The 25,328-nt window shown below is 40.5% G+C and carries 19 protein-coding genes; 8 read left to right on the top strand and 11 right to left on the bottom strand.

Annotated elements, in window-relative coordinates:
• Positions 1–7 precede the first annotated feature (7 nt).
• Genes lysS through AC6H4V_RS07475 form a run of 4 tightly spaced genes read right to left on the bottom strand, consistent with a single transcriptional unit; the run spans position 8 to position 3,593 of the window.
• Positions 8–1,522 (bottom strand): lysine--tRNA ligase, encoded by a 1,515-nt coding sequence (gene lysS, locus AC6H4V_RS07490; protein ID WP_497606348.1) that lies wholly within the window; start codon positions 1,520–1,522, stop codon positions 8–10.
• A gap of 12 nt (positions 1,523–1,534) precedes the next feature.
• Positions 1,535–2,011, bottom strand: a complete 477-nt coding sequence (locus tag AC6H4V_RS07485) for a Fur family transcriptional regulator (RefSeq protein WP_428729610.1) — start codon at positions 2,009–2,011, stop codon at positions 1,535–1,537.
• 2 nt (positions 2,012–2,013) lie between these two features.
• A complete protein-coding gene (locus tag AC6H4V_RS07480; protein ID WP_497606347.1) occupies positions 2,014–2,661 on the bottom strand; it encodes a CvpA family protein in 648 nt (215 codons plus the stop codon).
• Positions 2,661–3,593 (bottom strand): GGDEF domain-containing protein, encoded by a 933-nt coding sequence (locus tag AC6H4V_RS07475; protein ID WP_497606346.1) that lies wholly within the window; start codon positions 3,591–3,593, stop codon positions 2,661–2,663. The genes AC6H4V_RS07480 and AC6H4V_RS07475 overlap by 1 nt, the downstream gene beginning before the upstream one ends.
• A 236-nt stretch (positions 3,594–3,829) precedes the next feature.
• On the opposite strand from AC6H4V_RS07475, the gene AC6H4V_RS07470 reads away from it, so the two are divergent.
• Positions 3,830–5,179: a class II 3-deoxy-7-phosphoheptulonate synthase gene (locus AC6H4V_RS07470; protein ID WP_497606345.1), complete on the top strand. Its 1,350-nt coding sequence runs from the start codon at positions 3,830–3,832 to the stop codon at positions 5,177–5,179.
• Between the two features lie 16 nt (positions 5,180–5,195).
• Here the strand turns inward: AC6H4V_RS07470 and abc-f are convergent, their stop codons facing one another.
• Positions 5,196–7,136: a ribosomal protection-like ABC-F family protein gene (abc-f, locus tag AC6H4V_RS07465; protein WP_497606344.1), complete on the bottom strand. Its 1,941-nt coding sequence runs from the start codon at positions 7,134–7,136 to the stop codon at positions 5,196–5,198.
• A 198-nt stretch (positions 7,137–7,334) separates the two neighbouring features.
• Between abc-f and AC6H4V_RS07460 the strand changes: the two genes are divergently transcribed.
• Positions 7,335–14,468: a hypothetical protein gene (locus AC6H4V_RS07460; RefSeq protein WP_497606343.1), complete on the top strand. Its 7,134-nt coding sequence runs from the start codon at positions 7,335–7,337 to the stop codon at positions 14,466–14,468.
• A 66-nt stretch (positions 14,469–14,534) separates the two neighbouring features.
• Positions 14,535–15,932: an MBL fold metallo-hydrolase RNA specificity domain-containing protein gene (locus AC6H4V_RS07455; protein WP_497606342.1), complete on the top strand. Its 1,398-nt coding sequence runs from the start codon at positions 14,535–14,537 to the stop codon at positions 15,930–15,932.
• Here AC6H4V_RS07455 and AC6H4V_RS07450 read toward each other — a convergent pair.
• Positions 15,929–16,252 (bottom strand): hypothetical protein, encoded by a 324-nt coding sequence (locus AC6H4V_RS07450; RefSeq protein WP_428729617.1) that lies wholly within the window; start codon positions 16,250–16,252, stop codon positions 15,929–15,931. The two genes, AC6H4V_RS07455 and AC6H4V_RS07450, sit on opposite strands and share 4 nt — an antisense overlap.
• 9 nt (positions 16,253–16,261) lie before the next feature.
• Entirely contained in the window at positions 16,262–17,095 is an 834-nt protein-coding gene (locus tag AC6H4V_RS07445) for a universal stress protein (RefSeq protein ID WP_428729618.1), read from the bottom strand.
• A gap of 227 nt (positions 17,096–17,322) precedes the next feature.
• Between AC6H4V_RS07445 and htpG the strand changes: the two genes are divergently transcribed.
• Both htpG and AC6H4V_RS07435 read left to right on the top strand, forming a co-directional pair.
• On the top strand, positions 17,323–19,215 hold the full coding sequence (htpG, locus tag AC6H4V_RS07440; protein ID WP_497606341.1) for a molecular chaperone HtpG: 1,893 nt from the start codon (positions 17,323–17,325) through the stop codon (positions 19,213–19,215).
• A gap of 98 nt (positions 19,216–19,313) precedes the next feature.
• A complete protein-coding gene (locus AC6H4V_RS07435) occupies positions 19,314–19,820 on the top strand; it encodes a hypothetical protein (RefSeq protein ID WP_497606340.1) in 507 nt (168 codons plus the stop codon).
• Here AC6H4V_RS07435 and AC6H4V_RS07430 read toward each other — a convergent pair whose 3' ends face one another.
• From AC6H4V_RS07430 to AC6H4V_RS07420, 3 genes are read right to left on the bottom strand one after another with little or no spacing between them, the layout of a single operon-like run.
• A complete protein-coding gene (locus AC6H4V_RS07430; RefSeq protein ID WP_428729621.1) occupies positions 19,821–19,988 on the bottom strand; it encodes a hypothetical protein in 168 nt (55 codons plus the stop codon). It abuts the gene before it with no gap.
• A 4-nt stretch (positions 19,989–19,992) separates the two neighbouring features.
• Positions 19,993–20,301, bottom strand: a complete 309-nt coding sequence (locus tag AC6H4V_RS07425; protein WP_497606339.1) for a hypothetical protein — start codon at positions 20,299–20,301, stop codon at positions 19,993–19,995.
• Between the two features lie 39 nt (positions 20,302–20,340).
• On the bottom strand, positions 20,341–20,646 hold the full coding sequence (locus tag AC6H4V_RS07420) for a DUF3817 domain-containing protein (protein WP_428729623.1): 306 nt from the start codon (positions 20,644–20,646) through the stop codon (positions 20,341–20,343).
• Positions 20,647–20,802: 156 nt separating this feature from the next.
• Here AC6H4V_RS07420 and AC6H4V_RS07415 point away from each other — a divergent pair, with 156 nt between their 5' ends.
• Genes AC6H4V_RS07415 through AC6H4V_RS07405 form a run of 3 tightly spaced genes read left to right on the top strand, consistent with a single transcriptional unit; the run spans position 20,803 to position 24,207 of the window.
• Entirely contained in the window at positions 20,803–21,051 is a 249-nt protein-coding gene (locus AC6H4V_RS07415) for an OadG family protein (RefSeq protein ID WP_497606338.1), read from the top strand.
• An 11-nt stretch (positions 21,052–21,062) separates the two neighbouring features.
• Positions 21,063–22,880, top strand: coding sequence for a biotin/lipoyl-containing protein (locus AC6H4V_RS07410; protein ID WP_497606337.1), 1,818 nt, complete (start codon positions 21,063–21,065; stop codon positions 22,878–22,880).
• A gap of 4 nt (positions 22,881–22,884) precedes the next feature.
• Entirely contained in the window at positions 22,885–24,207 is a 1,323-nt protein-coding gene (locus AC6H4V_RS07405) for a sodium ion-translocating decarboxylase subunit beta (RefSeq protein ID WP_497606336.1), read from the top strand.
• A 31-nt stretch (positions 24,208–24,238) separates the two neighbouring features.
• Here the strand turns inward: AC6H4V_RS07405 and AC6H4V_RS07400 are convergent, their stop codons facing one another.
• A complete protein-coding gene (locus AC6H4V_RS07400) occupies positions 24,239–25,186 on the bottom strand; it encodes a chemotaxis protein (protein ID WP_428730661.1) in 948 nt (315 codons plus the stop codon).
• Between the last annotated feature and the right edge of the window lie 142 nt (positions 25,187–25,328).

Here is a 25,328-nt window from a genome sequence, read left to right as displayed (position 1 = left end):
ATTTAAATTAAATTGTCTCGTCGTTTTTTTCTTCAACATGCAACGGTTTCATAGCAGGGAAGAGCAGAACATCTCTAATGGAGTGTTCGTTTGTAAGCAGCATCACAAGTCTGTCTATACCTATGCCTTGACCTGCCGTTGGAGCCATACCATAACTTAGTGCTTCTATGAAGTCCAAATCCATCTCATGCGCTTCATCGTCCCCGTTTTCTTTCGCCGCACCTTGCGCTTCAAATCTTTGAAGCTGATCTACAGGGTCGTTTAACTCGCTAAAAGCGTTGGCAATCTCCCGTCCTGCGATGAAAAGCTCAAATCTCTCCGTGATAGCGGGATTTGCATCACTTCTTCTTGCAAGAGGCGAAATCTCAACAGGATACTCTGTGATAAAAGTTGGATTGATAAGTTTTTCTTCAACAAACTCATCAAAAAGTTCGCCTTGAAGCTGACCTAAGTTAAGACCATTTTTTACAGCAATGTTTTTACTCTTTAAAAATGCAACTATCTTCTCTTTGTCGTTTACTATCTCTTGCGGAACTCCGCCGATGGTAGTAAGAGACTCGATGAGAGGTACTTCGCTAAAGCGGCTAAAATCAACCTCCATCTCTCCGTAAGGAAGCTTTGTAGGGAGGTTTAGGTGGTCGAAAAGATAGGTAAAATACTCTTTTGTGATTTCAATCAAATCTTTGTAAGTTTTGTATGCCCAGTAGAACTCTATGGATGTAAACTCAGGGTTGTGCGTAGCGTCCATACCCTCGTTTCTAAAGTTACGGTTTATCTCAAAAACTGCTTCAAACCCACCGACGATAAGTCTCTTTAGGTAGAGTTCAGGAGCGATTCTTAAGTATCTATCGATGCCAAGTGCATTGTGATGTGTTACAAACGGTTTAGCATTTGCACCGCCTGCTATGGGGTGCATCATAGGCGTTTCAACCTCTAAAAAGCCTTTGTCTTCAAAGAAACGACGAGTTAAGGAGATAACTTTTGAACGAATTTGGAATGTTTTACGGACATCTGCATTCATGATAAGGTCGAGATATCTTTTTCTGTATCTTGTCTCTTTGTCCGTTATGCCGTGAAACTTCTCAGGTAGCGGCGCGATGGCTTTTGTTAAAAGTCTTAGTTCATCTGCATGAAGCGAAAGTTCACCTTGACCCGTTACAAAAGGGTAGCCGCTTACTTCTACGATATCGCCTGTCTCTATATTTTTCTTAAAAGTCTCATTATAGAAATTTTCAGGAAGGTTGTCACGGGCAACATAAACTTGAAGAACACCGCTCTCATCTTCTATCTGGATAAAGCTCGCTTTTCCCATGATACGAAATAGCTTGATACGTCCGCTTAGAGTGTAGTGACGATTTTCATCTCTTTTGCTCTCAGTGTGGGCAATGTCTGTGTTTACGTATAAAAACTTCTCAATAGTCGTATTTCTTTTTGAGTCGTTAGAGTAGGGGTTAATCCCCTCTTTTTTTAGAAGTTCTGCTTTTTCGATTCTTTGTTGAATAAATTTGTTTTCAAAAACCAATACTATTTCCTTTTATTTTTTTTGACAATTTTTGCAGATACCGTAAATCTGCATTGAGTGGTCTTTCATCTCAAAACCAAGTTCCTGTGCTATTTTACGTTGTCTCTCTTCTATCTGTTCATCAACAAACTCTGTGATGCTTCCACAAGAAGTACAGATAAAGTGGTCGTGATGGTGTTTTGCACCTAGTTCATACTTTTTGCCTTGCGCACCAAAAGAGAGTGATGTGACCATATCTGACTCTTCAAGCAAAGAGAGAGTTCGATAAACAGTCGCGATTCCAGTTTTGAGGTCTGGAAATTTTTTTTGGATAAGGTTGTGGAGTGATTCAGGAGTTAAGTGCTCATCAGCGTTGTAGAGCGTCTCAAGTATCACTTCCCTTTGGATGGTAAACTTGAGGTTGTTTTTTTTGAGAAGCTGCTTAAAGTCCTCTAATAGTTGCTTATATTTGATCGTTTTATCACTAAAGTCGGTAGTTATCTCTGGCATCTTTATCTCTTTTGACTCGATGAGTTATCATCTTTTATAGAATCTATTTTATCTTTTGTATCTTCTACGATTTGAAGTGCATTTTCTTGTAAATCTTTGAGAGCGCTCTCTTTTAGTATCTCTGAACTCTCGCTGAGTGTTGCGTTGATTTCATTGGAGAGTTCTGTTGAGTCTAGTTTCATGATAAAACCTCCCGCTTCTACTAAAACAGGGAAAAGTATGCTGTTTTGCATCATTTTATCGAGGTTTGGGCGCATTACCTTTATGTTGTAAGTGGAGTAGAGAATAACTGCTGCGATAAGGAAAAATTTGCCGGCACTAAAGATAAAACCTAGAATTTTATCAAAAAGACCAAGACCGCTTAAGAGGCTTAGTTTTTTGAAAATCAGACCAATCCCTATCATAAAGAGCCAAAAGAGTCCAAGGGTAACTAAAAAACCTGTAAAGTTGATAGCAGCGCTATTTTCAAACTTTAAAAGTGAGTTGTTGATGAGTTGCCCTACATTTTCTCCCACTCTTGAGGCGATAAAGATACCACCAATGATGCCTATAAGTCCAAAAAGTTCTTTGAAAAAGCCGTTAATTATCCCTTTTAAACCAAGAAAAAGAATGAGGATAGAGACTACAATATCAAAAGTGTTAAACTCCATTATTCACACACCTTTGTAACCATGTTTTTTCCATTTCTTTTTGACATGTAGAGTGCTTTGTCTGCTCTTGAGAGAAGAGAGTCGGGAGTGTCGCCTGCATGGAGCTTTGTTACACCGATACTTGCAGTGACAGAGATGCGCTCACCCATATAGATAAGTCTGTTTGAGCTTACTAAAGTTAAGAGTCTATTAGCGATAAGTTCACACTGCTCATCAGTGTTGCGGTTGATGATAACAGTGAACTCTTCACCACCGTATCTGAAAATCTTATCTCCATCTCTAAGAGTTTTTCGAAGGATGTTAGAGATAAAGATAAGGATTTTATCGCCTGTTATGTGACCATGTTTGTCATTGATAGTTTTAAAATTATCAATATCAAGCATAATGAGATGGAGCGGGTAGGAGATAGCTCCTTGATTGGAGCAAATTTCTCCAAGGTAAGAGCTAAGGGCTCTTCTGTTGAAAACTTTTGTAAGAGGGTCTAAGTTGGAGGTCTCTTCAAGAATTTTTACTTTTGAAGTTAAGTCAGCGATTACTTCATTTGCTTTTTTTACTTCATCTATCATATGAGACTGGATTTCATCAAACATGCTAGAGAGAGTATCTACGTCGATATGCTTAGAAGTACACTGCTCTATGGTTTCTTGGTTGCGCTGTGTTAACTCTCCAAATCTTTGATTGGTGCTTTTATAGGAGTTTAAGCTCTGTTTTACAAGCTCTTTGTAGGAGTTATTAAAGCTCTCTTTTGCGTGCTCTATGGAGTCTATGTCTTTATCGTTGATGCCTGAAACTATCTCTACGGCATCTTTGAGATATCCAATAACTTGCCCTTTTGTCGGCTCTTCTTCTGCGTCAATGCGCTCAAGAAGATTTTCATAAATCTGCTCAACAAGCGCTTTTAAATCGTTTTTTTGCATAATGACATAGTCCATTGAAAAATATGCTGCATTATACATTCCTAAGCATAAAAAAAAGCTTTTATTTGATGTTACACACTAAAACGAACTCGTCCGTTTTAGTGGCAAGGGACAATTGTCCCTCGCAACCCCCTAAAGCTACCCGCATAAAGCGGGAGAAAAAGTTTAGTTAAGCACAAAATTCTTATCAGTGCTATTTTAGGTAGTTTAATGTAAAATCCGCGAAAAATATATAGTTTAAAGGTATGACAATGAGTACTTGGAGTCCATCAAGCTGGAGAGAAAAACCTATCGTACAGCAACCAACCTATCAAAATCAAGAGGAACTCAAGCGTGTTTTGGATGAGTTGAAAAACTATCCTCCGCTTGTTTTTGCTGGTGAAGCACGCTCTTTAAAAGCACAGTTGGCAAACGCTTCTGAGGGAAAGGCTTTTTTACTTCAAGGCGGTGATTGTGCTGAGAGTTTTAGTGAGTTTCATGCACATAACATCCGTGATACATTCAAAGCGATTTTGCAAATGGCAGTTGTGATGACCTATGCCGGCGGGCTTCCTGTTATCAAGATAGGTCGTGTAGGCGGTCAGTTTGCAAAACCTCGCTCAAGCGACACTGAGACTATCGGTGGAGTAACGCTAGATGCTTACCGCGGCGATATCATAAACGGTGTTGAGTTTACGTCCGAAGCACGTATTCCAGACCCGCAAAGAATGATAAAAGCTTACAACCAGTCAGCTGCAACACTAAATCTTTTACGTGCGTTTGCATCCGGCGGTTTGGCTGATTTGCACGAGGTTCATAAGTGGAATCTTGACTTTACGCATCAGAGTGAAATCAGTAAAAAGTATGAAGATTTGGCGGAGGAGATTGGAAAGACTTTAAAGTTTATGGAAGCATGTGGTATCTCATCCAAGACGCATAGAGCGCTTCGTGAAACTGATTTTTATACATCACATGAGGCACTTTTACTTCCGTATGAAGAGGCGTTTACAAGAAGAGATTCGCTTACGGGAGACTGGTACGATACATCTGCGCATATGCTCTGGATAGGCGATAGAACACGTCAACTTGACGGTGCGCATATAGAGTATATGAGAGGTATCAAAAACCCTATCGGTGTCAAAGCCGGTCCGTCAATGGATCCTGAAGATCTGGTAAGACTTTGCGATATTTTGAACCCTGAAAATGAAGCAGGACGTTTAAATGTAATTGTAAGAATGGGAGCAGATAAAGTTGGTGATGGCATGCCAAAGCTTATCCGTGCAATCGAGAGAGAGGGCAAAAAAGTTCTTTGGAGCTGTGACCCGATGCATGGAAATACTATCAAATCATCTAACAACTTTAAAACACGCCCTGTCGATGCCATCCTTACAGAGATGAAACAGTTCTTTCAAGTACACAAATCTGAGGGAACATTTGCGGGTGGTGTACATCTGGAGATGACTGGTAAAAATGTAACGGAGTGCATCGGTGGTTCGTTTATCGTAACAGAAGAGGATTTAAGCTCTCGTTACCATACGCATTGCGACCCTCGCCTTAACGCCGACCAAGCTTTAGAGCTGGCATTTTTAATAGCAGACACTCTTAAAGAGGCGCAAAAGTAAATAACGCATTCGTGCGTTAATTACTGTTTATCTCTTCCTCTTTCTCCTGAATCATCAACAACTCTTCCACTTTTTCTTCATAAAGATTTTTTAACTCTTCAAGCTCACGGGCGAGTTGTGTTATGCCTATCTTTTCGTAGCATGCAGGGTTTGCCAAGCAGCTGTTTTTTTCGTCTATTTTTGCTTCAAGAGCATCTATCTCAAGCGGGAGTTTTTCAAGTGCGATTTTCTCTTTAAAAGTAAGACGCAACTCTTTTGGTTTGCTCTCTTTTGGTTTTTCCTCTGTTTTTTGGCTCTCTTTTTCAAGTTCACTAAGCTCTTTTAGTTCATGTTCTAGTTCGAGATACTCCGTGTAGCTTTGGTAACTCTCCTCGATATGCTTGTCCTCTTTGAAGATAAAGAGTTTTTTTGCGATTTTATCGACAAAATATCTATCGTGGCTTACTATGATTACCGCTCCGCCAAAGTTCATCAACTGCTCTTCAAGGATGTTTATGGTTGGGATATCCAAATCGTTTGTAGGTTCGTCAAGGATGAGAATATCTACATTTTTGGTAAAGAGCAGGGCAAGGGCGATACGGTTTTTCTCTCCGCCGCTGAGTATTCCTATCTTCTTGTCCAAAAACTCTCTGGGGAAAAGGAAGTTTTTCAAGTAGCCAAAGACATGCATATCACGCCCACGCACACTCACTCTGTCTCCGCCAAATGGGCAGAAAGTCTCTATAAGGTTTTTTTCATCATCAAGCATCTCTCGGTGCTGGTCAAAGTAGCCAACACTAAACTCTCCTCTCTTGATTTTGCCCTCTGTTGGTTCGATGCGTCCTAAAAGAGCTTTGAGAAGTGTTGATTTACCGCTTCCGTTTGGACCGACAATGGCGATAACATCTTTTTGGAGGATTCTTGTGGTGAAGTTTTTAAAAAGTAGTTTGTTGCCAAGTGTGAGTCCAAGATTTTCGACTTCAAAGAGCATTTTTTGCTTGTTGACGCTTTTGTCACGGTTGAAATGTTTTGCTTCACGCTCTAACTCGAGCGTCATTTTTTTTATTTTAGAGGGGTTTGTTTTGGCATCTTCTCTAAGAGACATAAGTCGTTCTTTGCGCCCCTCGTTTCTTTTTAGTCTTGCCTTGACACCTCGCGCAAACCACTCATTTTCTCGCTTTAGTATCGTTAAAAGCGTTTCATGCTGTTTTTGGAGTGTCTGCATGTACTCCTCTTTTTGCACCAGATAAGTGCTGTATCCGCCGCTGTACTCTCTAAGCGCACAATCCTCCACTTCAACACACTTTGTGGCTACTCTATCGATAAAGTACCTGTCATGCGAGATGAAAACAAGAGTAAATTTCTCCCTTAAAATCAGCTCCTCCAAAAACTCTACCATGTAAACGTCAAGGTGGTTTGTCGGTTCATCCAGAAGCAAAACATCCGGTTTTTGCAGAAGCAGTGAAGCCAGAGCCACCCTTCTTTGCTCCCCTCCGCTAAGCATCGCAACCGGCTTCTCTTCATACTGCTTGAGGTCAAAATGTATGATGATGCGTTCTATCTTGTCATCCAAATTCCAAGCATTATGATGTTCGATATAGCGTGAGAGCATCTCATGTTCATCAATAAGTGCTTTGTTCTCAAAATCATCAGCCAAGAGAAGCGAGAGTGAGTTGTAGCGCTCTTTTGCACGGTTGAGTTCATCCAGTCCGGCTTCAACAGCTTCTCGAACACTTTGCCCCTCTTGAAACTCAGGTCTTTGTGCAAGCATCTTTATCTCAAGATTTTGTCTGCAAATCCTCTCGCCGCCGTCTTGCTCAAGCGTGCCGTTGACAATCTTCATCAAAGTAGATTTGCCGCTTCCATTTTTGCCGATGATAACGATTCTCTCGCCCTCATCGACATGAAAATTGACTTCATTTAAAATCTTTTGTGCTTCGTAATGTTTTGAAATATTGAGTAAATCTATAAGTGCCATTTTTCTGTCTTTGTGTAATTTATAAAATTGCGATTATAGTATAAGTAATATAAGAGATAAATTTTAATATAATTACAAGAAGTTACAAATTTTTGTTTTGTAATGTTTTTAACTCTTTTAGTTAAATTTTTTAGATAAAAAAGTTCAAAACAACAGAGCGTGTGATGTGGATTTTAAAAAAAACAGGGGTGTATTCTTATGGCAACGATAATTGGTACGATTAAGCAGATTGAAAAAGATCAGTTTTTTGTTCAGGATTTTATAAAAGGAGAGATAAAGCTTTTAAAAGAGGGCGACTCTCTTGCTCAAAATGATGTTCTCTTCGGTCATATGAATAACCCTAAAAATGCCAAAATTGCAGTTGCAATACTCCCTTTGGGAAAAGAGATTTTTATCTCTGCAAAGTCCAAAGTCTCTTTTGATAAGACTTTTTTAGAAAAAATAGAAGAAGATATGAGTAGTGCAGATGGTGCGTTTGATGAAGAGAGCTTAGAAACAGCATCTGGTGAAGAGGGTGCGGAAAATAGTACTCGTATGTCGGCACATTTTTTAGAGCGCAATGAGCACTCAAAAAATAGTATCTCAAGCATAGAAGCATTGAATAATGGTGATACAAATGAGTTGAAAGCGGCAAGAAAAAATAGCTTTCTTGAAGATAGATTTGAAATTATTGTGGCTAAGCGTAGTGATAATGCTCAAAATCAAACAAATACTCCAGCAGAGAAGGAAGATGACTCTTTAATGACTACTCTCTATGTTAAAAATAGAGACAACTCCATCCAAAAACTCAGCGAACTAAACTGGCTAAGCGAGGATGGTCTCTCAGTAGATATCAGCTCCCTCTTAGATGGAAGAGAACTTCTAGTAGCCTATACCATTCCAACAACATCCACTATGACACTCGGTGACCTGCTAAATATGACAACCATCATCCAAGAGGGCTTTAGTATGCAAGAGCTTCCTATGTTTAGCCTTCCAAGTGGAGATGATAGCTCCATTAACGATATGTCGGCAATGATGAACTCTATGATGTCTATGTTTATGGGTTCAGGTATGACAACTACCGATGGAATGCCTATGGATATGTCAACTATGAGTGAGCCGTTAATGGAGATGATGAACTCCTTTATGAGCGGAATGGATTCTATGCCTATGGATGAGTTCATGGGTATGATGAATCAGATGATGAACGTCATGATGCAAAGCGGTATGATGGATACCATGAGCCAAATGGCATCGAAGATGATGGAGATGATGGATGGTATGATGAGCGCTATGCCAATCTCTCAGTTTGGCGATATGATGGGTGTGATGATGGACACGTTCAGCCAACAGATGCAGACATCAGAGGACCCATTCGTAGATATGGCAAACACCATGGGCTCCATGATGTACTCATTTATGGACGGGATGACAGGTAACACCAGCGAAAAACCTGCCCAAGAGTTTGCCCTTACCATGGGAGAGATGATAAATCAGTTTATGGTAGGACTAACAGGAGGAAATGAAGACCCAGCACAAGCACTCGGCGATATGATGGGTAGCATGATGGGAAGTATGATGTCAGGAATGACAGGAGATACCACAGCACCACTCCAAAGCTTTACTACAACCATGAGTGATATGATGAGCCGCTTCATGAGTGATATGAGCTCCAATATGGTAACCGTTATGGATCCAATGATAAGTATGATGGATACCATGATGAATACAATGGATGGAAATATGGAAGTAATAGCTTCCATGTTCGATACAGCCAACGGAACCATGCAAAGCATGATAGAACAAAGCCCACTCTATATGGATACAATGCTTAGACTATCAGATGATATCGGAGCAATGGCAGATAGAATAGGCGAGATGGCAGATAGAATCGTAGATACCCAAGTGATTCAAAGCCCGAACTTCCTAGCAACCCAAGCAAACGCACTGAGCCTTATAGAGATGATGATGTCTCAACCACAAGATATTCAGAACATGGCTGGGTTTAGTGAGGTTATGGCGAATCTCACTAAAGCAACCGATGCTATGAGTATGCTCTGGGAAGCCGTTGACTATAACGCAATGCAAACACTTCCAAGTGACCTTTACACTATGACAAGTGATGGAGGTATATTTAAACTCAGCGAACTAAACTGGCTAAGCGAGGATGGTCTCTCAGTAGATATCAGCTCCCTCTTAGATGGAAGAGAACTTCTAGTAGCCTATACCATTCCAACAACATCCACTATGACACTCGGTGACCTGCTAAATATGACAACCATCATCCAAGAGGGCTTTAGTATGCAAGAGCTTCCTATGTTTAGCCTTCCAAGTGGAGATGATAGCTCCATTAACGATATGTCGGCAATGATGAACTCTATGATGTCTATGTTTATGGGTTCAGGTATGACAACTACCGATGGAATGCCTATGGATATGTCAACTATGAGTGAGCCGTTAATGGAGATGATGAACTCCTTTATGAGCGGAATGGATTCTATGCCTATGGATGAGTTCATGGGTATGATGAATCAGATGATGAACGTCATGATGCAAAGCGGTATGATGGATACCATGAGCCAAATGGCATCGAAGATGATGGAGATGATGGATGGTATGATGAGCGCTATGCCAATCTCTCAGTTTGGCGATATGATGGGTGTGATGATGGACACGTTCAGCCAACAGATGCAGACATCAGAGGACCCATTCGTAGATATGGCAAACACCATGGGCTCCATGATGTACTCATTTATGGACGGGATGACAGGTAACACCAGCGAAAAACCTGCCCAAGAGTTTGCCCTTACCATGGGAGAGATGATAAATCAGTTTATGGTAGGACTAACAGGAGGAAATGAAGACCCAGCACAAGCACTCGGCGATATGATGGGTAGCATGATGGGAAGTATGATGTCAGGAATGACAGGAGATACCACAGCACCACTCCAAAGCTTTACTACAACCATGAGTGATATGATGAGCCGCTTCATGAGTGATATGAGCTCCAATATGGTAACCGTTATGGATCCAATGATAAGTATGATGGATACCATGATGAATACCATGGATGGAAATATGGAAGTGATAGCTTCTATGTTCGATACAGCCAACGGAACCATGCAAAGTATGATAGAACAAAGCCCTACCTATATGGCGACTATCCTTACTCTCTCAGACGATATCGGAGCAATAGCAGATAGAATAGGAGAGATGGCAGATAGAATCGTAGATACTCAAGTGATTCAGAGCGAGAACTTTTTGGCAACACAGGAGAATGCACTTCTTCTGATGAATATGCTCTTGCAAAATCAAGAAAGTTTAATCGCACAGATGGGATTTGAAGATTTCTCTGCGATGATGGCAAATTTGGAAAAAGTAGATACCGTTATCTCTTCAATGAATCTTTCAGAACTGAGTGCTGAATCGATTTTTGCTTCACAACTCTATATGCAAACCAGTAACGGAGAGATGATTGCGATTAGTGAGACTGATTTGGCAAATCTTGATGGTTCTGTCGATATCACACAGTTTCTCAACGGCAATCAGCTTCTTGTAGGCTATACGATTCCAAATGCCACCTCTATGAGCTTAAATGATTTAATGCGCTATACGACGCTGATTCAAGGCGGTGGATTTGATATGTCTGGACTTCCGATGTTTGACCTCTCTACGGGAAGTGCTTCCATCACAGATATGAGCTCGATGATGAGCTCTATGATGGGGATGTTTATGGGCTCTGGTTTTACGCAGTCGGATTCTATAGACGCTTCGATGATGGATCCGTTTATGTCGATGATGGATAGTTTCATGGGCGGTATGGATTCTATGCCGATGGATGAGTTCTCTGTTATGATGCAGGAGATGATGGGTGTGATGTCTCAAAGCGGCATGGCTGATTCTATGATGCAGATGAGTGATTCTATGATGGGAATGATGAGCGGTTCGCTTAGTGCAATGCCTCTGGATTCGTTCAATGCGATGATGAGCACTATGATGCAGAGCTTTGGAAACTCCATGTCTCTCGGAGATACGCCGATGGATGCGATGGCATATACTATGGGCTCTATGATGCTCTCTTTCATGGAGGGGATGACAGGCGCTGAGGGCGATATGGCTGCAAATGAATTTGCCCGAACGATGGGTGAAATGATGCATCAGTTTATGGTGGGTGTGACGGGAAGTAGGGATGAACCAGCAGCTGCAATGGGAGAGATGATGGGCTCTATGATGGGCGCATTTATGACTTCGGTTACAGGCGATGCAGAGGATCCGCTTGGGACATTTATGGATGTTATAACAACCATGATGACCCGCTTTATGAATGATTTTTCTTCTAGTGCTGCACAAGTGATGGAACCGATGGCAGATGTGATGCAAGTTATGCTCATCGGTATTCAAGGAAACACTGATTATATAAGCTCCATGTTTGCGATGATGAATGAGACTGCGCAAGATATGATTGAGATGAGCCCTGAGTATATGGCTACCATTTTACGCCTCTCCGATGATATCGGCTTGATGGCAGATCGTATCGGAGAGATGGCAGATCGCATTGTTGAGACAGAAGTGATTCAAAGTGCAAATTTCCTAGCTACACAGCAAAATACGATGGAACTCATAACAATGCTCTCAGAAGATTCATCTCTTTATGAGTCGATGATAGGCGAGAGTTTTACTATGGTTATGGATAACCTCTTAAAACTCCAAAGTGCGATGGATGATGTCTCAAGTATGGGTAGCATGACAACCGTTGTTCCAAGTGATTTGTATCTGCTTAACGACTTTGGAGAGATAGTAAAAATAAGCGAATCAGAGCTATATAACAGTGATGGCTCTGTTTCTATAACCTCTTTTTTAGAGAACAACACGATGTTAGTTGGTTACACCATACCTCTTGGCTCTTCTATGACACTTCCAGAACTGCTCTCTATGACACAGATGGTAGAGGGAAGCGGATTTACTCTTGAACAGCTTCCAATGTTTGCGGATGCTACTTCGATTATGGATATCAACAGCTTTATGGGAAGTATGTTTAGCGCCGACTCTTTGTCGATGATGGATTTACCATTGGAGCAATTCAACCAAATGATTCAAGGTTTCGAGTCGCATTTGGGCTCAGAAACATCACCGATGGAGATGATGGGTCAGACGATGGGATCGATGATGTACTCTTTTATGAGTGGAATGACCCAGAGCGATACCGCGCAAACACCGCTTGAATTTGCTGAGTTGATGGGTGAGATGGTAAGAGAGTTTATGATTGGAGTCACAGGAGACGAGAACGCTCTAGCGGGTGCTATGGGAGAGATGATGGGCTCTATGATGGGCTCGTTTATGGCTTCTATCACAGGGGATGAACTCACTCCGATGAGCAGTTTTACCCAAACTATGATGGGAAGTTTTACTCGTCTCGCCGATACGGCAACAGAGAGTATGCTTACTATGATGGATCCAGCGCAGGATTTGATGAGAACATTTGTAGATGGTATGGATGCAAATATGGAGCTTTTTGTCTCCATGTTCAACACTGCTAATGGGACGATTGAAGAGCTTATCGAGCAAACACCTCTCTACCTTGACACGATGCTTCGTCTCTCTGATGATATCGGTTTGATGGCAGGACGTATAAATGAGATGGCTGATCGCATCGTCGATACACAGGTAATTATGAATGAAAACTTTTTAGCTACTCAAGCAAATGCGATGGAGTTGATGTCCATACTAAGTGAAAATTCTGAGTTTTTAAGTGACATGATGGGAAGCGATGCATTTACGGGCATGATGGAGACACTTACAGGCGCAGTGGACACACTAGACACAATTGCCGCCTCTTCAGAGCCTCAAACATATACAAGTACGCTCTATCTTCAGAGTGCAGACGGCTCTCTAATAGCGCTTAGTTCAGCGCAGCTTATGGCAGAAGATGGACTCTCAAGTGATATCTCCTCGTTGTTAGACGGTGCAACGCTGCTTGTTGGTTACACGATTCCAACAGCTTCTATGATGAGCATGAGCGAGCTTATCAACGCTACACAAATGATGGATAGTTCGACATCGATTGCCTCGCTTCCGGTTTTTGCCTCAGATATGCAGATAGACATGACCGATATGATAGAGTCGATGATGAACATGATGATGGGAAGCGCGATGGGCTTGTCGATGCAGGAGAGCGTAAGCGAACCGTTTATGGAGATTATGGAGAGCTTTGTAGCAGGAATGGGTCTTTCAATGGAACAATTTGAAGGAATGTTCCATGCCATGATGGACACTATGATGATAAATGATATGATGCGCACCATGATGGAGATGGCAGAGGAGACGATGGCGATGCTTCATATGGATGAGTTCTTTGAACCAAGCCAGATGGTCGCAATGATGATGGATACCTTTATGGCAGAGGGAACTCCGATGGCAACCATGGCAGATATGATGGGTTCTATGATGCAGTCGTTTATGGGAGAAATGAGCGGTATCGGAGCCAATGCAACACCATCGGAGATGGCGTACAGCATGGGAGAGATGGTAAAAGCCTTTATGGCGGGAGTAACGGCAGACCAAGAAAATCCTGCACTTGCTATGGGTGAGATGATGGGTTCTATGGCTGGAGCGTTTATGGATTCGATAGTTGGCGAAGGAGAAGAGTTTACAACAGTAATGGACTCTTTGATGGAGCAGATGAGCGCAACCATCATGACAAGCATCAGCGAGATAAGCGAACCGATGAACGAACTCTTTTTGTCACTAGGCGATGGAATGGATGAGACGATAGCGCAGATGCACTCGGTTATGCAAACAGCAAACGACACAATGGGCTTAATGATGGATCAATCCGATGTCTTTGTGAGTGCAATGACCTCTCTCTCTGAAGATGTCGTTGATATGGCATATCGTGTTGAGGATATGATGGGGCGTGTCGATGAGACGATTGCGTTGCAAACAGAAAATCTTATGGCTACACAGCAAAATCTTAACACTTTTATTGAGATGCTTTCTAGTAGTGAGTCTTCTGCAATGTCTGATATCCTGCAAAACTTAGAAACAGCGCAAACTCTCCTAGATGAAACGCTTGGAACTGATTATTTGCTATATGGTGCTTTTGAACCGGAGCCAATCATGGAGATGAGTTTTATGACAGCAAGTTACGAGCCTACGTCAGAAGATGCGTGTGACGTTCTAACGCTAGAAGCGATAATGACGCTTGATGGAGATTTGTGTCCGCTGCCTGAGTGTGCAACAGAGGTGTCAGAGGGCTCATCAACTACTCAAACATCGTATGCGCCAGAGGCATGTTATGACCCTACTGTTCTTGTTGCGGTTACTCCAGATGATTTACAGCATGTTGTATAAATCTTCCTTTTAAGTATAAGCTAAATTGGAATATAATCAGTTAGATTGAAAACCAAGGATGAAAGAATGGCAACTGTTACATCATACGGAGCGGCGCAGAGTGTTACTGGTTCGTGCCACTTAGTAAAAATTGATTCTATAAAAATTTTGATTGACTGTGGTATGTTTCAAGGCAACGGTAATGAGGAGAGAAACTACGAGGCTTTTGAGTTTGACCCTTATAAAGTCAACTATCTCATCTTGACTCATGCGCATCTTGACCATATCGGGAGAGTGCCAAAGCTTATAAAAGATGGGTTCAATGGCAGGATAATCGCCACAAAAGCTACTCACGATATCGCAAAAGTGATGCTGCTTGATAGTGCAAATATACTCAAAGAGGAGTATAAAACGCTTCGCAAAAAAGCACGCAGACGTGGTGAAGAGGAGAGTATCTTAGAGCCGCTCTACACAAAAGAGGATGTGGATAAAGTTTTTGAGAAAAAATGGTGCACGTTAGAGTATTTTGAAGAGCATAAGCTAAAGCATCACATCAAGGTGATACTGGCAAATGCAGGGCATATCATGGGAAGCGCTTTTGTTATACTTGATTATCAGGAAAAAAACAGCCACAAGCGTATCCTCTTCTCTGGCGATTTAGGCTCTCCAGAGAGACTTATCATCGACAGTGCGGACAACATCGACCAAGCGGATGCTCTTTTTATAGAGTCAACATACGGAGACCGTCAGCACAAACCACTAGAACAGAGTATAGCCGAGTTTAAGGAGGCTGTACGCACAACGCTGCAACAAAATGGCAATGTTATCATCCCATCTTTTGCACTGGAGAGAACGCAAGAGATTCTTTGGTTGCTTCATGAGATGCACGACAATGGCGAGTTGCCAAAATGCCGTGTCTTTTTAGATAGTCCCCTTGCCATCAAAGCGACAAAACTTTATAACCGTTATCCTATCCATTTGAGCGACACACTTGAGTATGCACCTGGGAGCGGGGGTGATCCATTCTCTTTTGCATGGCTTGAGACAACGACAACACGAGACCAGTCTATGGCAATCAACAAAACAAAAGAGCGCTGCATCATCATTGCAGGAAGCGGAATGTGCAACGGCGGGCGTATCATGCACCATCTCAAACATAGACTTTGGAACGCAAAAAATGCCGTTGTATTTGTTGGGTATCAGGTTCATGGGACGCTTGGACGCAGCATAGTTGATGGCGAGAAGATGATTAAGATTTATGGCGAAGAGATAGCTGTTAAAGCAAAAGTTTATACCATCAACGGCTTCTCCGCACATGCAGACCAAAAAGAGCTCATCGAGTGGATACGACCTATTGAGGGGTTGAAAACTATCTATTTGATTCATGGGGAAACAGAGAAGATGGAAACTTTTGCTTCCGTGATTCAAGATGAACTAGGACAAGAAGCAAAGATTATGGAATACGCAAAGCCTCTTAAGCTTTAGGCATCCCCAAAGCAGAGCTCTTTGGCGGTGTACCACTCCGCGATGGCAGCATCGGTGTAGGGGTACTCCCTTTGCGTATAGGGGATAGAGGAGTTACGGAGTTTTGAACGAACTATCCCCATTATGATAAAAGTGAGAACAAGTGCGAGTGCGGCTAAAAAAAAGTCATAAAAAAACCAAACCACAAGAGTGACTAAAATTGTTGTATATTTTAAAAAAAGGCGTAGCCCAAACGCCATAAATTTGCACTTTTTGCTGTAGAGTTTAGGCGTAGGCTCTAAAAGTTCTATATACTCTTGCTGGGTGTTTTCTTGAAACAAAAATCAGACCTATTTTATAACAAGAACATCTGTCGTGGATTGCTCTAGGATGTCAAAAGCAAAGAAACTCACATTTTGTGTAGCATGGATAACAAGCAAATCACGTTCAATCCCGACAGCTTCTTTTTGGAACATTTTTGGGTTTAAAGAGCTTCTCAAAGAGTATGCGGTGACATCTATCTCTTTTGGCAACATAAGAGAGTTGACAAATGTCTCTAACTCTTTTTGCGACTCCTCTTTGATACTGTTTTCATAGGCTGCTACATCCTCTTCATTAAGTCCATAGCGGCTTATCTCAATAGCACTCGTGCTCATAAGATAGTATAGATTTACAAGGGTCATTTTTGCACCCTCAAAAAGCTGTGCTGTCCTCTTGATGGCTGCTGCAGAAGCTTCAGACATATCTGTGAGAACCATAATGTCGTTATAAGTAAGTTCATGATCATTCTTCATTACTAAAAGTGAAGTTTGCGCATGTTTGATGATCTCTTTTGTGTGGGAACCCATAAGAAACTCATTTAAAAAGTGTGTCTCTCCACTGTTGCCCATAATGATGATGTCCGCATTCAAAACTTGTGCAATATTGGCAATCTCTACTTTTACTTTACCGCTCACACAGTGAAAATTCTCTTTTTTAAGAGAGCTAAAGTTTTTGCCAAGCTCAAGAAAACCACTCTCTTTGAGGGCATCTAAATCTACTTTTTTTGAAAAAAATGAACTCTCCACTACATGAACGAGATGTAATTCTCCACCCATCTTGCGCGTAAAAGCAATAGCTTTTTCTAAAACAACATAACTACTCTTTGAAAAGTCTGTCGCAACCAGTGTTGTAAATTTTTGCATAACCAATTCCTTATGTGAACTCTCTTTAGTGCAGATTATAGCCTATTTGGGAAATATTTTTATGAACACGCTCTTTTTTACCTTCAAAAAATGTAGAAACAAAAATGGCTGCTACATATAAACTAATCAAACTTTAGTCATTAAGACTAAAGATAGTTGATTTGATTTGCAATTATTAATCTTTTTTTGCTACTATTCTTGAAATTTTTACCTAAAGGATTTCAAAGATGGCAAAACATCAATTTCAAACAGAAGCAAATCAGATACTCAACCTTATGATTCACTCGCTCTACTCAAACAAAGAGATATTTTTGCGTGAGCTAGTCTCTAACGCGTCAGATGCGATGGACAAACTCAACCTGCTCGTTTTAACAAACGACGCATACAAAGGCATCAGTTTCAACCCTCGCATCGATATCGTTGCAAACAAAGAGACAAAAACACTTACTATCAAAGATAGTGGGATAGGTATGAATGAAGAGGATTTGATGAACAACCTCGGGACAATTGCCAAGTCAGGAACAAAGGCATTTTTAGAAAATCTCACGGGAGATCAGAAAAAAGATTCAAACCTTATCGGTCAGTTTGGTGTCGGTTTTTATGCTTGTTTTATGGTCGCACACAGAGTTGAAGTGACAACAAAAAAAGCAGGTGAAGAGCAAGCGTATCTTTGGATAAGTAAGGGTGATGGCGAGTTTGAGATAGAGCACAGCACACAAGACGGTCACGGAACAACCATTGTTATGCACCTAAACGACGAAGATAGCGAGTTTTTAGATACATACAGAATTGAGAGTATCATCAAAAAGTACTCAAACCACATTCCATTCCCGATTTTTATGGATAAAGAGAAGTTCGTTCCTGCAAAAAAAGATGATGAGGGCAAAGAGATAGAACCTTCAAGAACAGAGATAGAAAACAAGCAGATCAACCGTGCAAACGCACTTTGGACAATTTCAAAAAATGAGATAAAAGAGGAGGAGTACAAAGACTTCTACAGCTCTATCGCTCACTCTTCAGAAGAGCCTCTTGCATGGATGCACAACAAAGCAGAGGGTGCTATCGAATACACAACGCTCTTTTACATCCCAAGCAAAGCACCGATGGATTTGTACAGAGTTGACTATCAAACAGGGATTAAACTCTATATCAACCGTGTCTTTATCACAGATGATGAAAAAGAGCTGATGCCGACTTATATGAGATTTTTACGTGGTGTGATTGACTCAAAAGACCTTCCTCTCAATGTCTCTCGTGAGATTTTACAGTCAAATGCAGTGATGGCAAAGATAAAAAATGCTTCCGTCAAAAAAGTTCTCTCCGAACTTGCAAAGATGGCGACAAACGACAAAGAGAAGTATAAAACATTCTTTAAAGAGTTTGGAAATGTCCTTAAAGAGGGGCTTTACAGTGACTATGGCAACCGTGAGAAGATTTTGGAGCTTATGCAGTTTAACACTCTTAACTCTTCTGAGCCGGTAATGTTTGAAGAGTTTTTGAAAAATGTTGATGAGACGAAAAAAGAGATTTACTTTATTACGGGTAAAACATCTCTCTCTATGCTCAAAAACTCGCCTGCATTGGAGCGATTTAAGTCTCGCGGTATTGATGTTTTAGTGCTTAATGAAGAGATTGACACCATCATCTTCCCAATGGTAACGGAGTATAAAGAGTACAAGCTTGTTCACGTAAATGATGCAAAATTTGATGAAAATGAAGATGAGAAAAAAGCGCATGAAGAGGTGGCAAAAGAGTACGAAGGGCTTGCAAAAGAGCTCAAAAGCTCTTTGGGAGAGAGTATAAAAGCTGTTGAAGTTACTTTTGATTTGGTTGATTCTCCTGTAAAACTCAAAGAAGACAAAGAAGACCCTGCCTTTATGATGGCGCAAATCATGAGACAGATGGGACAAAAGAGTGATGCACCCACACCTGCACCGATTTTACAGATAAATCCTAAACATGAACTTATCGTAAAACTCAAAAACTCTGTTGACCAAAACCTTATCAATGATGCAGCGCACCTTCTTCTTGATCAGGCAAAACTATTTGAGGGCGTAGAGCTAGAAGACACAACAGGCTTTATAACAAGACTTAATCGTGTTATTTCCAAAGCAATTTAGTCGCTTGTATGAGTGCTTTTGTAGCACTCCTCGCGAGTTTATGTCCATTTTTTAAAACTTTAGAATCATAAGAGAAAAAAATATGTTATTTTACTTCCATGAATAGTGATATAAGAGAAAAAAGGCGTCCTGAGAACGCTGAACTCCGCCGCAAAATCGACAGACTGTTACAAGATGGTGACACGTTTGTAAAACAAAATCTTGGACATTTGGATATTGCAAACTATAACTATGAGATAGAAGAAGCGATGGAAGAGCTCTCTTTAGAAAGAGAGATAGTTTTACAGCTTATAGAAGATTATGTTATTCAGATTTTAAAATCAAAAATCGCATTTTATGCTCTCATCCATAAGCTCAAAAAAGATATCCTCGAGGGCAGAGCGTTAGACTATACGGATATCAAGCACTTAGCACATAAAAATTTGGGTGTTGTGAGAAATCTACGCATAAAAGATGCACAAAAAATTCTCGAAGAGATGATGGTTGAAGATAATTTGGATTATCTAAGACTTTACGCAAAAGCACTTGAAATCTCTGCCATAAAGCTCAACCCTCTTTGCGCTTATGAGACGCTCAATCTCATAGCAGTTAAAAATTCTCTCTGATTACTCCCTAAGGGATTGAGAGACTTCTTCAAGAATGTTGGCTGGTTTTTTGATAAGAAGTGCCTCTTCTTCTTTCGCAGGTAAAACAAAAGCAAGTATTATAAAAACAAATGCAAAAAAGATACCAACTAACACAGCGAGAACGACTTTTAGTTTGTGTTCATTCACTATTTTAATCTACTTTATTGAGGCTGTTTGAAGTCATATAAATCCAAAACTCTTTATGAGAGTAGCCTCTGTTTAAAAAGAAAATCTGCAAGATAGCTACTCTATAGAGCGTGACTGCCATTTTTGCGTAAGGCACAAACAGAGATAAACTCACAAAAAGTGATTGCTCTTTGTCTCCTTTGGAACTTAGCATCTCTTGCATTCCTATGTTTTTGCTAAGATAGAGTCCAAAAAGTATGGAAAAAAGAAAATTTAAAACTAATCCAAATATTATATATGCCATAAACTCTTGTTCATGCATTCCACCTATCATTATTTCCTCCAAAATATTTTATCTTTGCAATTATTTTAACTAAAGAGAACTTTTGACTTCATAAGATTGTATTCTCTTTTTTGTAAAAAATGTTCCAAAAGGCAGAAGTGAAGCGATAAAAAAGAGTGCGCTCTCTTTAAAAGACCACCCTGCTTCTTGCCACGCCCGAAGAAGATAGTAACAAAAAAGGATAAACAAGATTCCGTGAATCATTCCAACTATTTTAACAGCCATAGGCATGGCAAAAAGGTACTTCATAGGCATTGCAATAAAAACAAGAGCTATGTAAGAGTATCCCTCTATGCTATTGATGCGTCCAAATTTTACAACGTTTTCGTTTTTCATATCTATCCTAAGTTGAGAATTGTGCTCTCATGATTTTGGTGAATTATATAATCAAAAAGTAACAATCAAACCCTTGGGTCCAATCTAAAAACCCCTTGCAAACTCTTTTTAAACATTAATATTGTACAGTAGCGCCAAACAAGTTTGGAAGGTGTAATGATGGAGATGAATCCTGTATTAGAGAGTATTAAATTCATGCTTCTTGGAATGGGAACGGTTTTTCTTTTCCTTGTAGTTATGATTTATTGTATGAACATCATGTCGGCTATCTTGAGTAAGTATTTTCCTGAGGCAAGACCTGATGTGAATGCTAAGTTAAATGCAGCTATGAACAATAGTCAAAAAGACGATAAAAAAGTAGTTGCAGCGATTACAGCAGCAATTAAATACCATAGAGAAGGTTAGGAAGCGAAAAAATGGCCAAAAAATTTATTGATATAATGGACACAACTTTCAGAGACGGATTCCAATCCGTTTTTGGTGGTCGCGTGTTGATGAAAGATTTTTTTCCAGCTGTTGAAGCTGCAAAAATGGCAGGGATAAAACACTTTGAGTTTGCTGGAGGAGCGAGATTTCAGTCTCTTTACTTTTACTTAAGAGAAGATGCCTTTGAAATGATGGATGAATTCCGAAAAATCGTAGGACCTGATGCAAATCTTCAAACACTCTCCCGTGGTGTCAATACTGTTATGCTTGACACTGGCTCCAAAGAACTTATCGATTTACATGCAAAAATGTTCAAAAAACATGGTGCTACAACGATTAGAAATTTTGACGCACTCAATGATGTTGAAAACCTAAAATACTCTGCAGAGAGGATAACTCATCATGGACTTAAGCACGAAGTAGTTGTAACTATGATGGACTTACCTCCAGGATGCTATGGTGCTCACACTGTAGAGTTTTATGAAAAAACATTACGTGAGATACTCGATAGCGGTATTCCTTATGACAGTATCTGTTTTAAAGATGCCTCTGGAACTTCAAATCCACAAAAAGTTTTTGAAACGATTCAGATGGCAAGACGTCTTGCTCCTGAGGGAACACATATCAGACTTCATACGCATGAGACGGCAGGCGTTTCTGTTGCTGCATATATGGCGGCACTCGAAGCTGGCGTTGATGGTATAGACTTGGCTGCTGCACCAGTGAGTGGCGGTACAAGCCAGCCAGACATCTTAACTATGCTTCATGCGACAAAAGGGATGAATTACGACCTTGGTGGTTTAGAGATAGATAAGATTTTAACATACGAAAAAGAGTTACAATCTTGCTTGTCTGATTACTTTATGCCTCCTGAAGCGACAATGGTTTCTCCAATCATTCCATTCTCTCCGATGCCAGGTGGTGCGCTTACTGCAAATACCCAAATGATGCGTGATAATGGCATTATGGATAGATTTCCAGAGGTAATCGCTGCAATGACAGAAGTTGTAAAAAAAGGCGGATACGGAACATCTGTAACACCTGTTTCGCAGTTTTACTTCCAACAAGCACTGAACAATGTTATGCAAGGTCCATGGAATGCAATCGCTCCAGGATACGGCAAGATGGTTTTGGGATATTTTGGAAAAACTCCAGTTGCTCCAGATCCAGAAATTGTAAAAATTGCATCTGAGAAGTTAGGTTTAGCGCCTACGACTGAGAAAGCTCTTGATTTGGCAAATGCTGATGAGAGCAAATCTTTGGCTACTTGGATTGAGAAGCTTAAAGCAGAAAATATAGAGATAACAGAAGAAAATATCTTTATAGCCGCTGCTTGTCACGATAAGGGAATCGCCTTCTTAAAAGGCGAAGGTGAGTTGATGGTTCGTAAACTGTCAGAGATGAAACAAGAAGAAGCAAATAAAGAGAGCGGGAGCAAAAACATGGGAAGCGGAAGTTATACAGTTGTAGTAGATGGGCAAAAATATAGTGTTCAAGTTGCAGAGGGCAATGTTGATATTCAAGTAACGGCAGTCAATGGAGAGAGTACGGCAGTATCTGCTCCAGCGGCTTCTCCTGTCCAAACAACAGCAGTAGGGATTGAGATCAAAGCACTTCTTCCAGGAAGTGTTTGGAAAATCGTTGCAAATCCAGGTCAAAGCGTAAAAGAGGGTGATGTTATCCTTATTTTAGAGTCTATGAAGATGGAGATAGATGTAGTAGCACCAAAAGGCGGCGTTATCAAATCTATCCATGTTGCTACAAATGATAAAGTAGTTGAAGGTCAAACAGTAGCGATACTGGGGTAGTCGTATGAGAGCATTTTTAATAAAAATAGTTACAGTACTGATGCTTCTTGGCTTGAATGTTGCTTATGCCTCTGACGCGCCAGTAGCGGATAGAGCAGCGGCAAATGTCGAGACATATCAGTCAAAAGATGTGGGTACCCTTGTTGTGGACTTTTTAAAATCAACAGGTATCTATGCTTTGGCAAATCCAAATCCAAACGAGGTAAACTCACACGGTGAACCTATGAGTGATTTTCATAAATCATGGGGCAGAATCATAATGATAATTATCACATTTGTGATTTTTTATCTGGCAATTGTGAAAGGTTTTGAGCCACTTCTGCTTTTACCTATAGGTTTTGGCGGACTTTTGGCAAATATTCCTGTTGCAAATATGGCAGGACCTGATGGCTTTTTAGGTATCATCTACCATATGGGTCTCTCAAATCAACTCTTTCCTGTCCTTATCTTTATGGGAGTTGGTGCGATGACAGACTTTGGACCGCTTCTCTCAAACCCTAAAACTGCACTCCTTGGTGGTGCGGCACAGTTTGGTATCTTTGGGACACTTGTGGGTGCGGTTGCACTTGCACAATATACAACGATTTTTGACTTTACGCTCAAGCAAGCCTCAGCTATCTCCATCATCGGTGGAGCTGACGGTCCAACATCTATCTTTATTGCTACACAACTCGCACCTGAACTACTTGGTGCTATTGCCGTTGCGTCTTACTCATATATGGCACTTGTTCCTGTTATCCAGCCTCCAATTATGAGAGCGCTTACAACGGATGCAGAGAGAAGAATCAGAATGAGTACCATGAGACATGTCTCTCGTTTAGAGAAGTTGGTTTTCCCTATTATGGTTCTAGTTCTTGCTATTTTGGTACTTCCAGATGCGACGCCGCTTATCGGTGCGTTTATGTTTGGTAACTTCTTAAAAGAGAGTGGTGTTGTAGATAGACTCTCCGACACGATGCAAAATGCACTTATCAACATAGTAACTATCTTTTTAGGTCTTGCTGTTGGTTCAAAACTTGCAGCAGATCAGTTCTTGGTTGCTGAAACACTTGCTATTTTAGCACTCGGTATCGTGGCATTTTCTGCGGGAACTGCGGGCGGTGTTATCATGGCAAAAATCATGAATATGTTCTCTAAAACTAAGATAAATCCTCTTATCGGCTCTGCGGGAGTTTCTGCCGTTCCTATGGCGGCTCGTGTATCTAACAAAGTAGGTATGGAGTATGACCGTACAAATATGCTTTTAATGCATGCTATGGGTCCAAACGTTGCGGGTGTTATTGGTTCTGCGGTTGCAGCGGGTGTTTTAATCTCTATCTTCAAATAATCTTTCCCCTTTTTAGGGGAGAGAAAAACTCTTACATTTTTGTCTTCATGATTTCCACAATAAGCGGGATAATGTTTTGACTCTTCGTTTTATCTATAAAACCATCTGCACCTAGTACTTGAGCTTCTCTTTTGTTGTTTAATCCTGTCATCGAGCTGTTTACTATAACTGGAATATCTTTTGTTTTTGCATTTGCTTTAAGAATTTTTACAACCGTAAAACCTGACATCTCAGGCATCTCTATATCTGTAATGATGGCAGGGATAGCAGAGACATTTTCACCAAGAGCATTGATATAGTCAATAAGCAATTTGCCATTATCAAAAAGTCTCATAGAAATATGGGCATTTTCAAAAATTTGTTTGAGATGTTTTTGCGCTGTTTTAGAATCTTCTGCAACTAAAACAGTTCCGATTTTAAGCTTTTTTGGAATCTCCATATTTGCCAAATTTGCAGGTGATTCATATACATCAACCATCGCTTGAGGAATGACATCGGCAAGAAGTTTTTCATAGTCAAGAACAAGGCATAAACTACCATCTTCAAGTCTTGTATCATTGATAACAACATTGTCTTCACCTACTCTGTAGCTATCCGGAGCGTGCATCTCATTCCAGTTTTTCTTGATAACCCTAAACGCCGACATGATACGAAGTCCGATAATGATGCCATTAAAATCACATACTAAAATATTTGATTTTTGTATCTCTTGATTACTCAGAGTCGTTCCAAGCCACTGTGGAAGGTTCAGTATAGGAATCTGAAGTCCACGTAAAACGATTGTTCCCTCTAAGAGAGGATGTGATGATGGTATTTGCGTAATGTAGTGGTTTTTAGACTCCACAACTTCACGCGTTTTAAATACATTGATAGCATAGTAAGCTGAATCCGGCGCATCACTTACGCGAAAGACCAAAAGTTGTACTTCATTGTTTTTTGCAAGATTTGTGGCAGCGTCAACATTGTCTAAAACAGACATTAATTCCCCTCTGTCTCTTAGTTAAGAGTTGTTTCTAAGATGATACCAAAAATTCGTTCTATTCTGCTTGAATATTAATGATGAAATGGTAAAATAAACCCTTATTTTAAAGGGCACCTCTAAAAACTATAACCACCTTCAG

It is taken from the genome of Sulfurimonas lacustris, from assembly GCF_059705355.1.
This window is presented reverse-complemented; position numbering and strand designations above follow the sequence as displayed.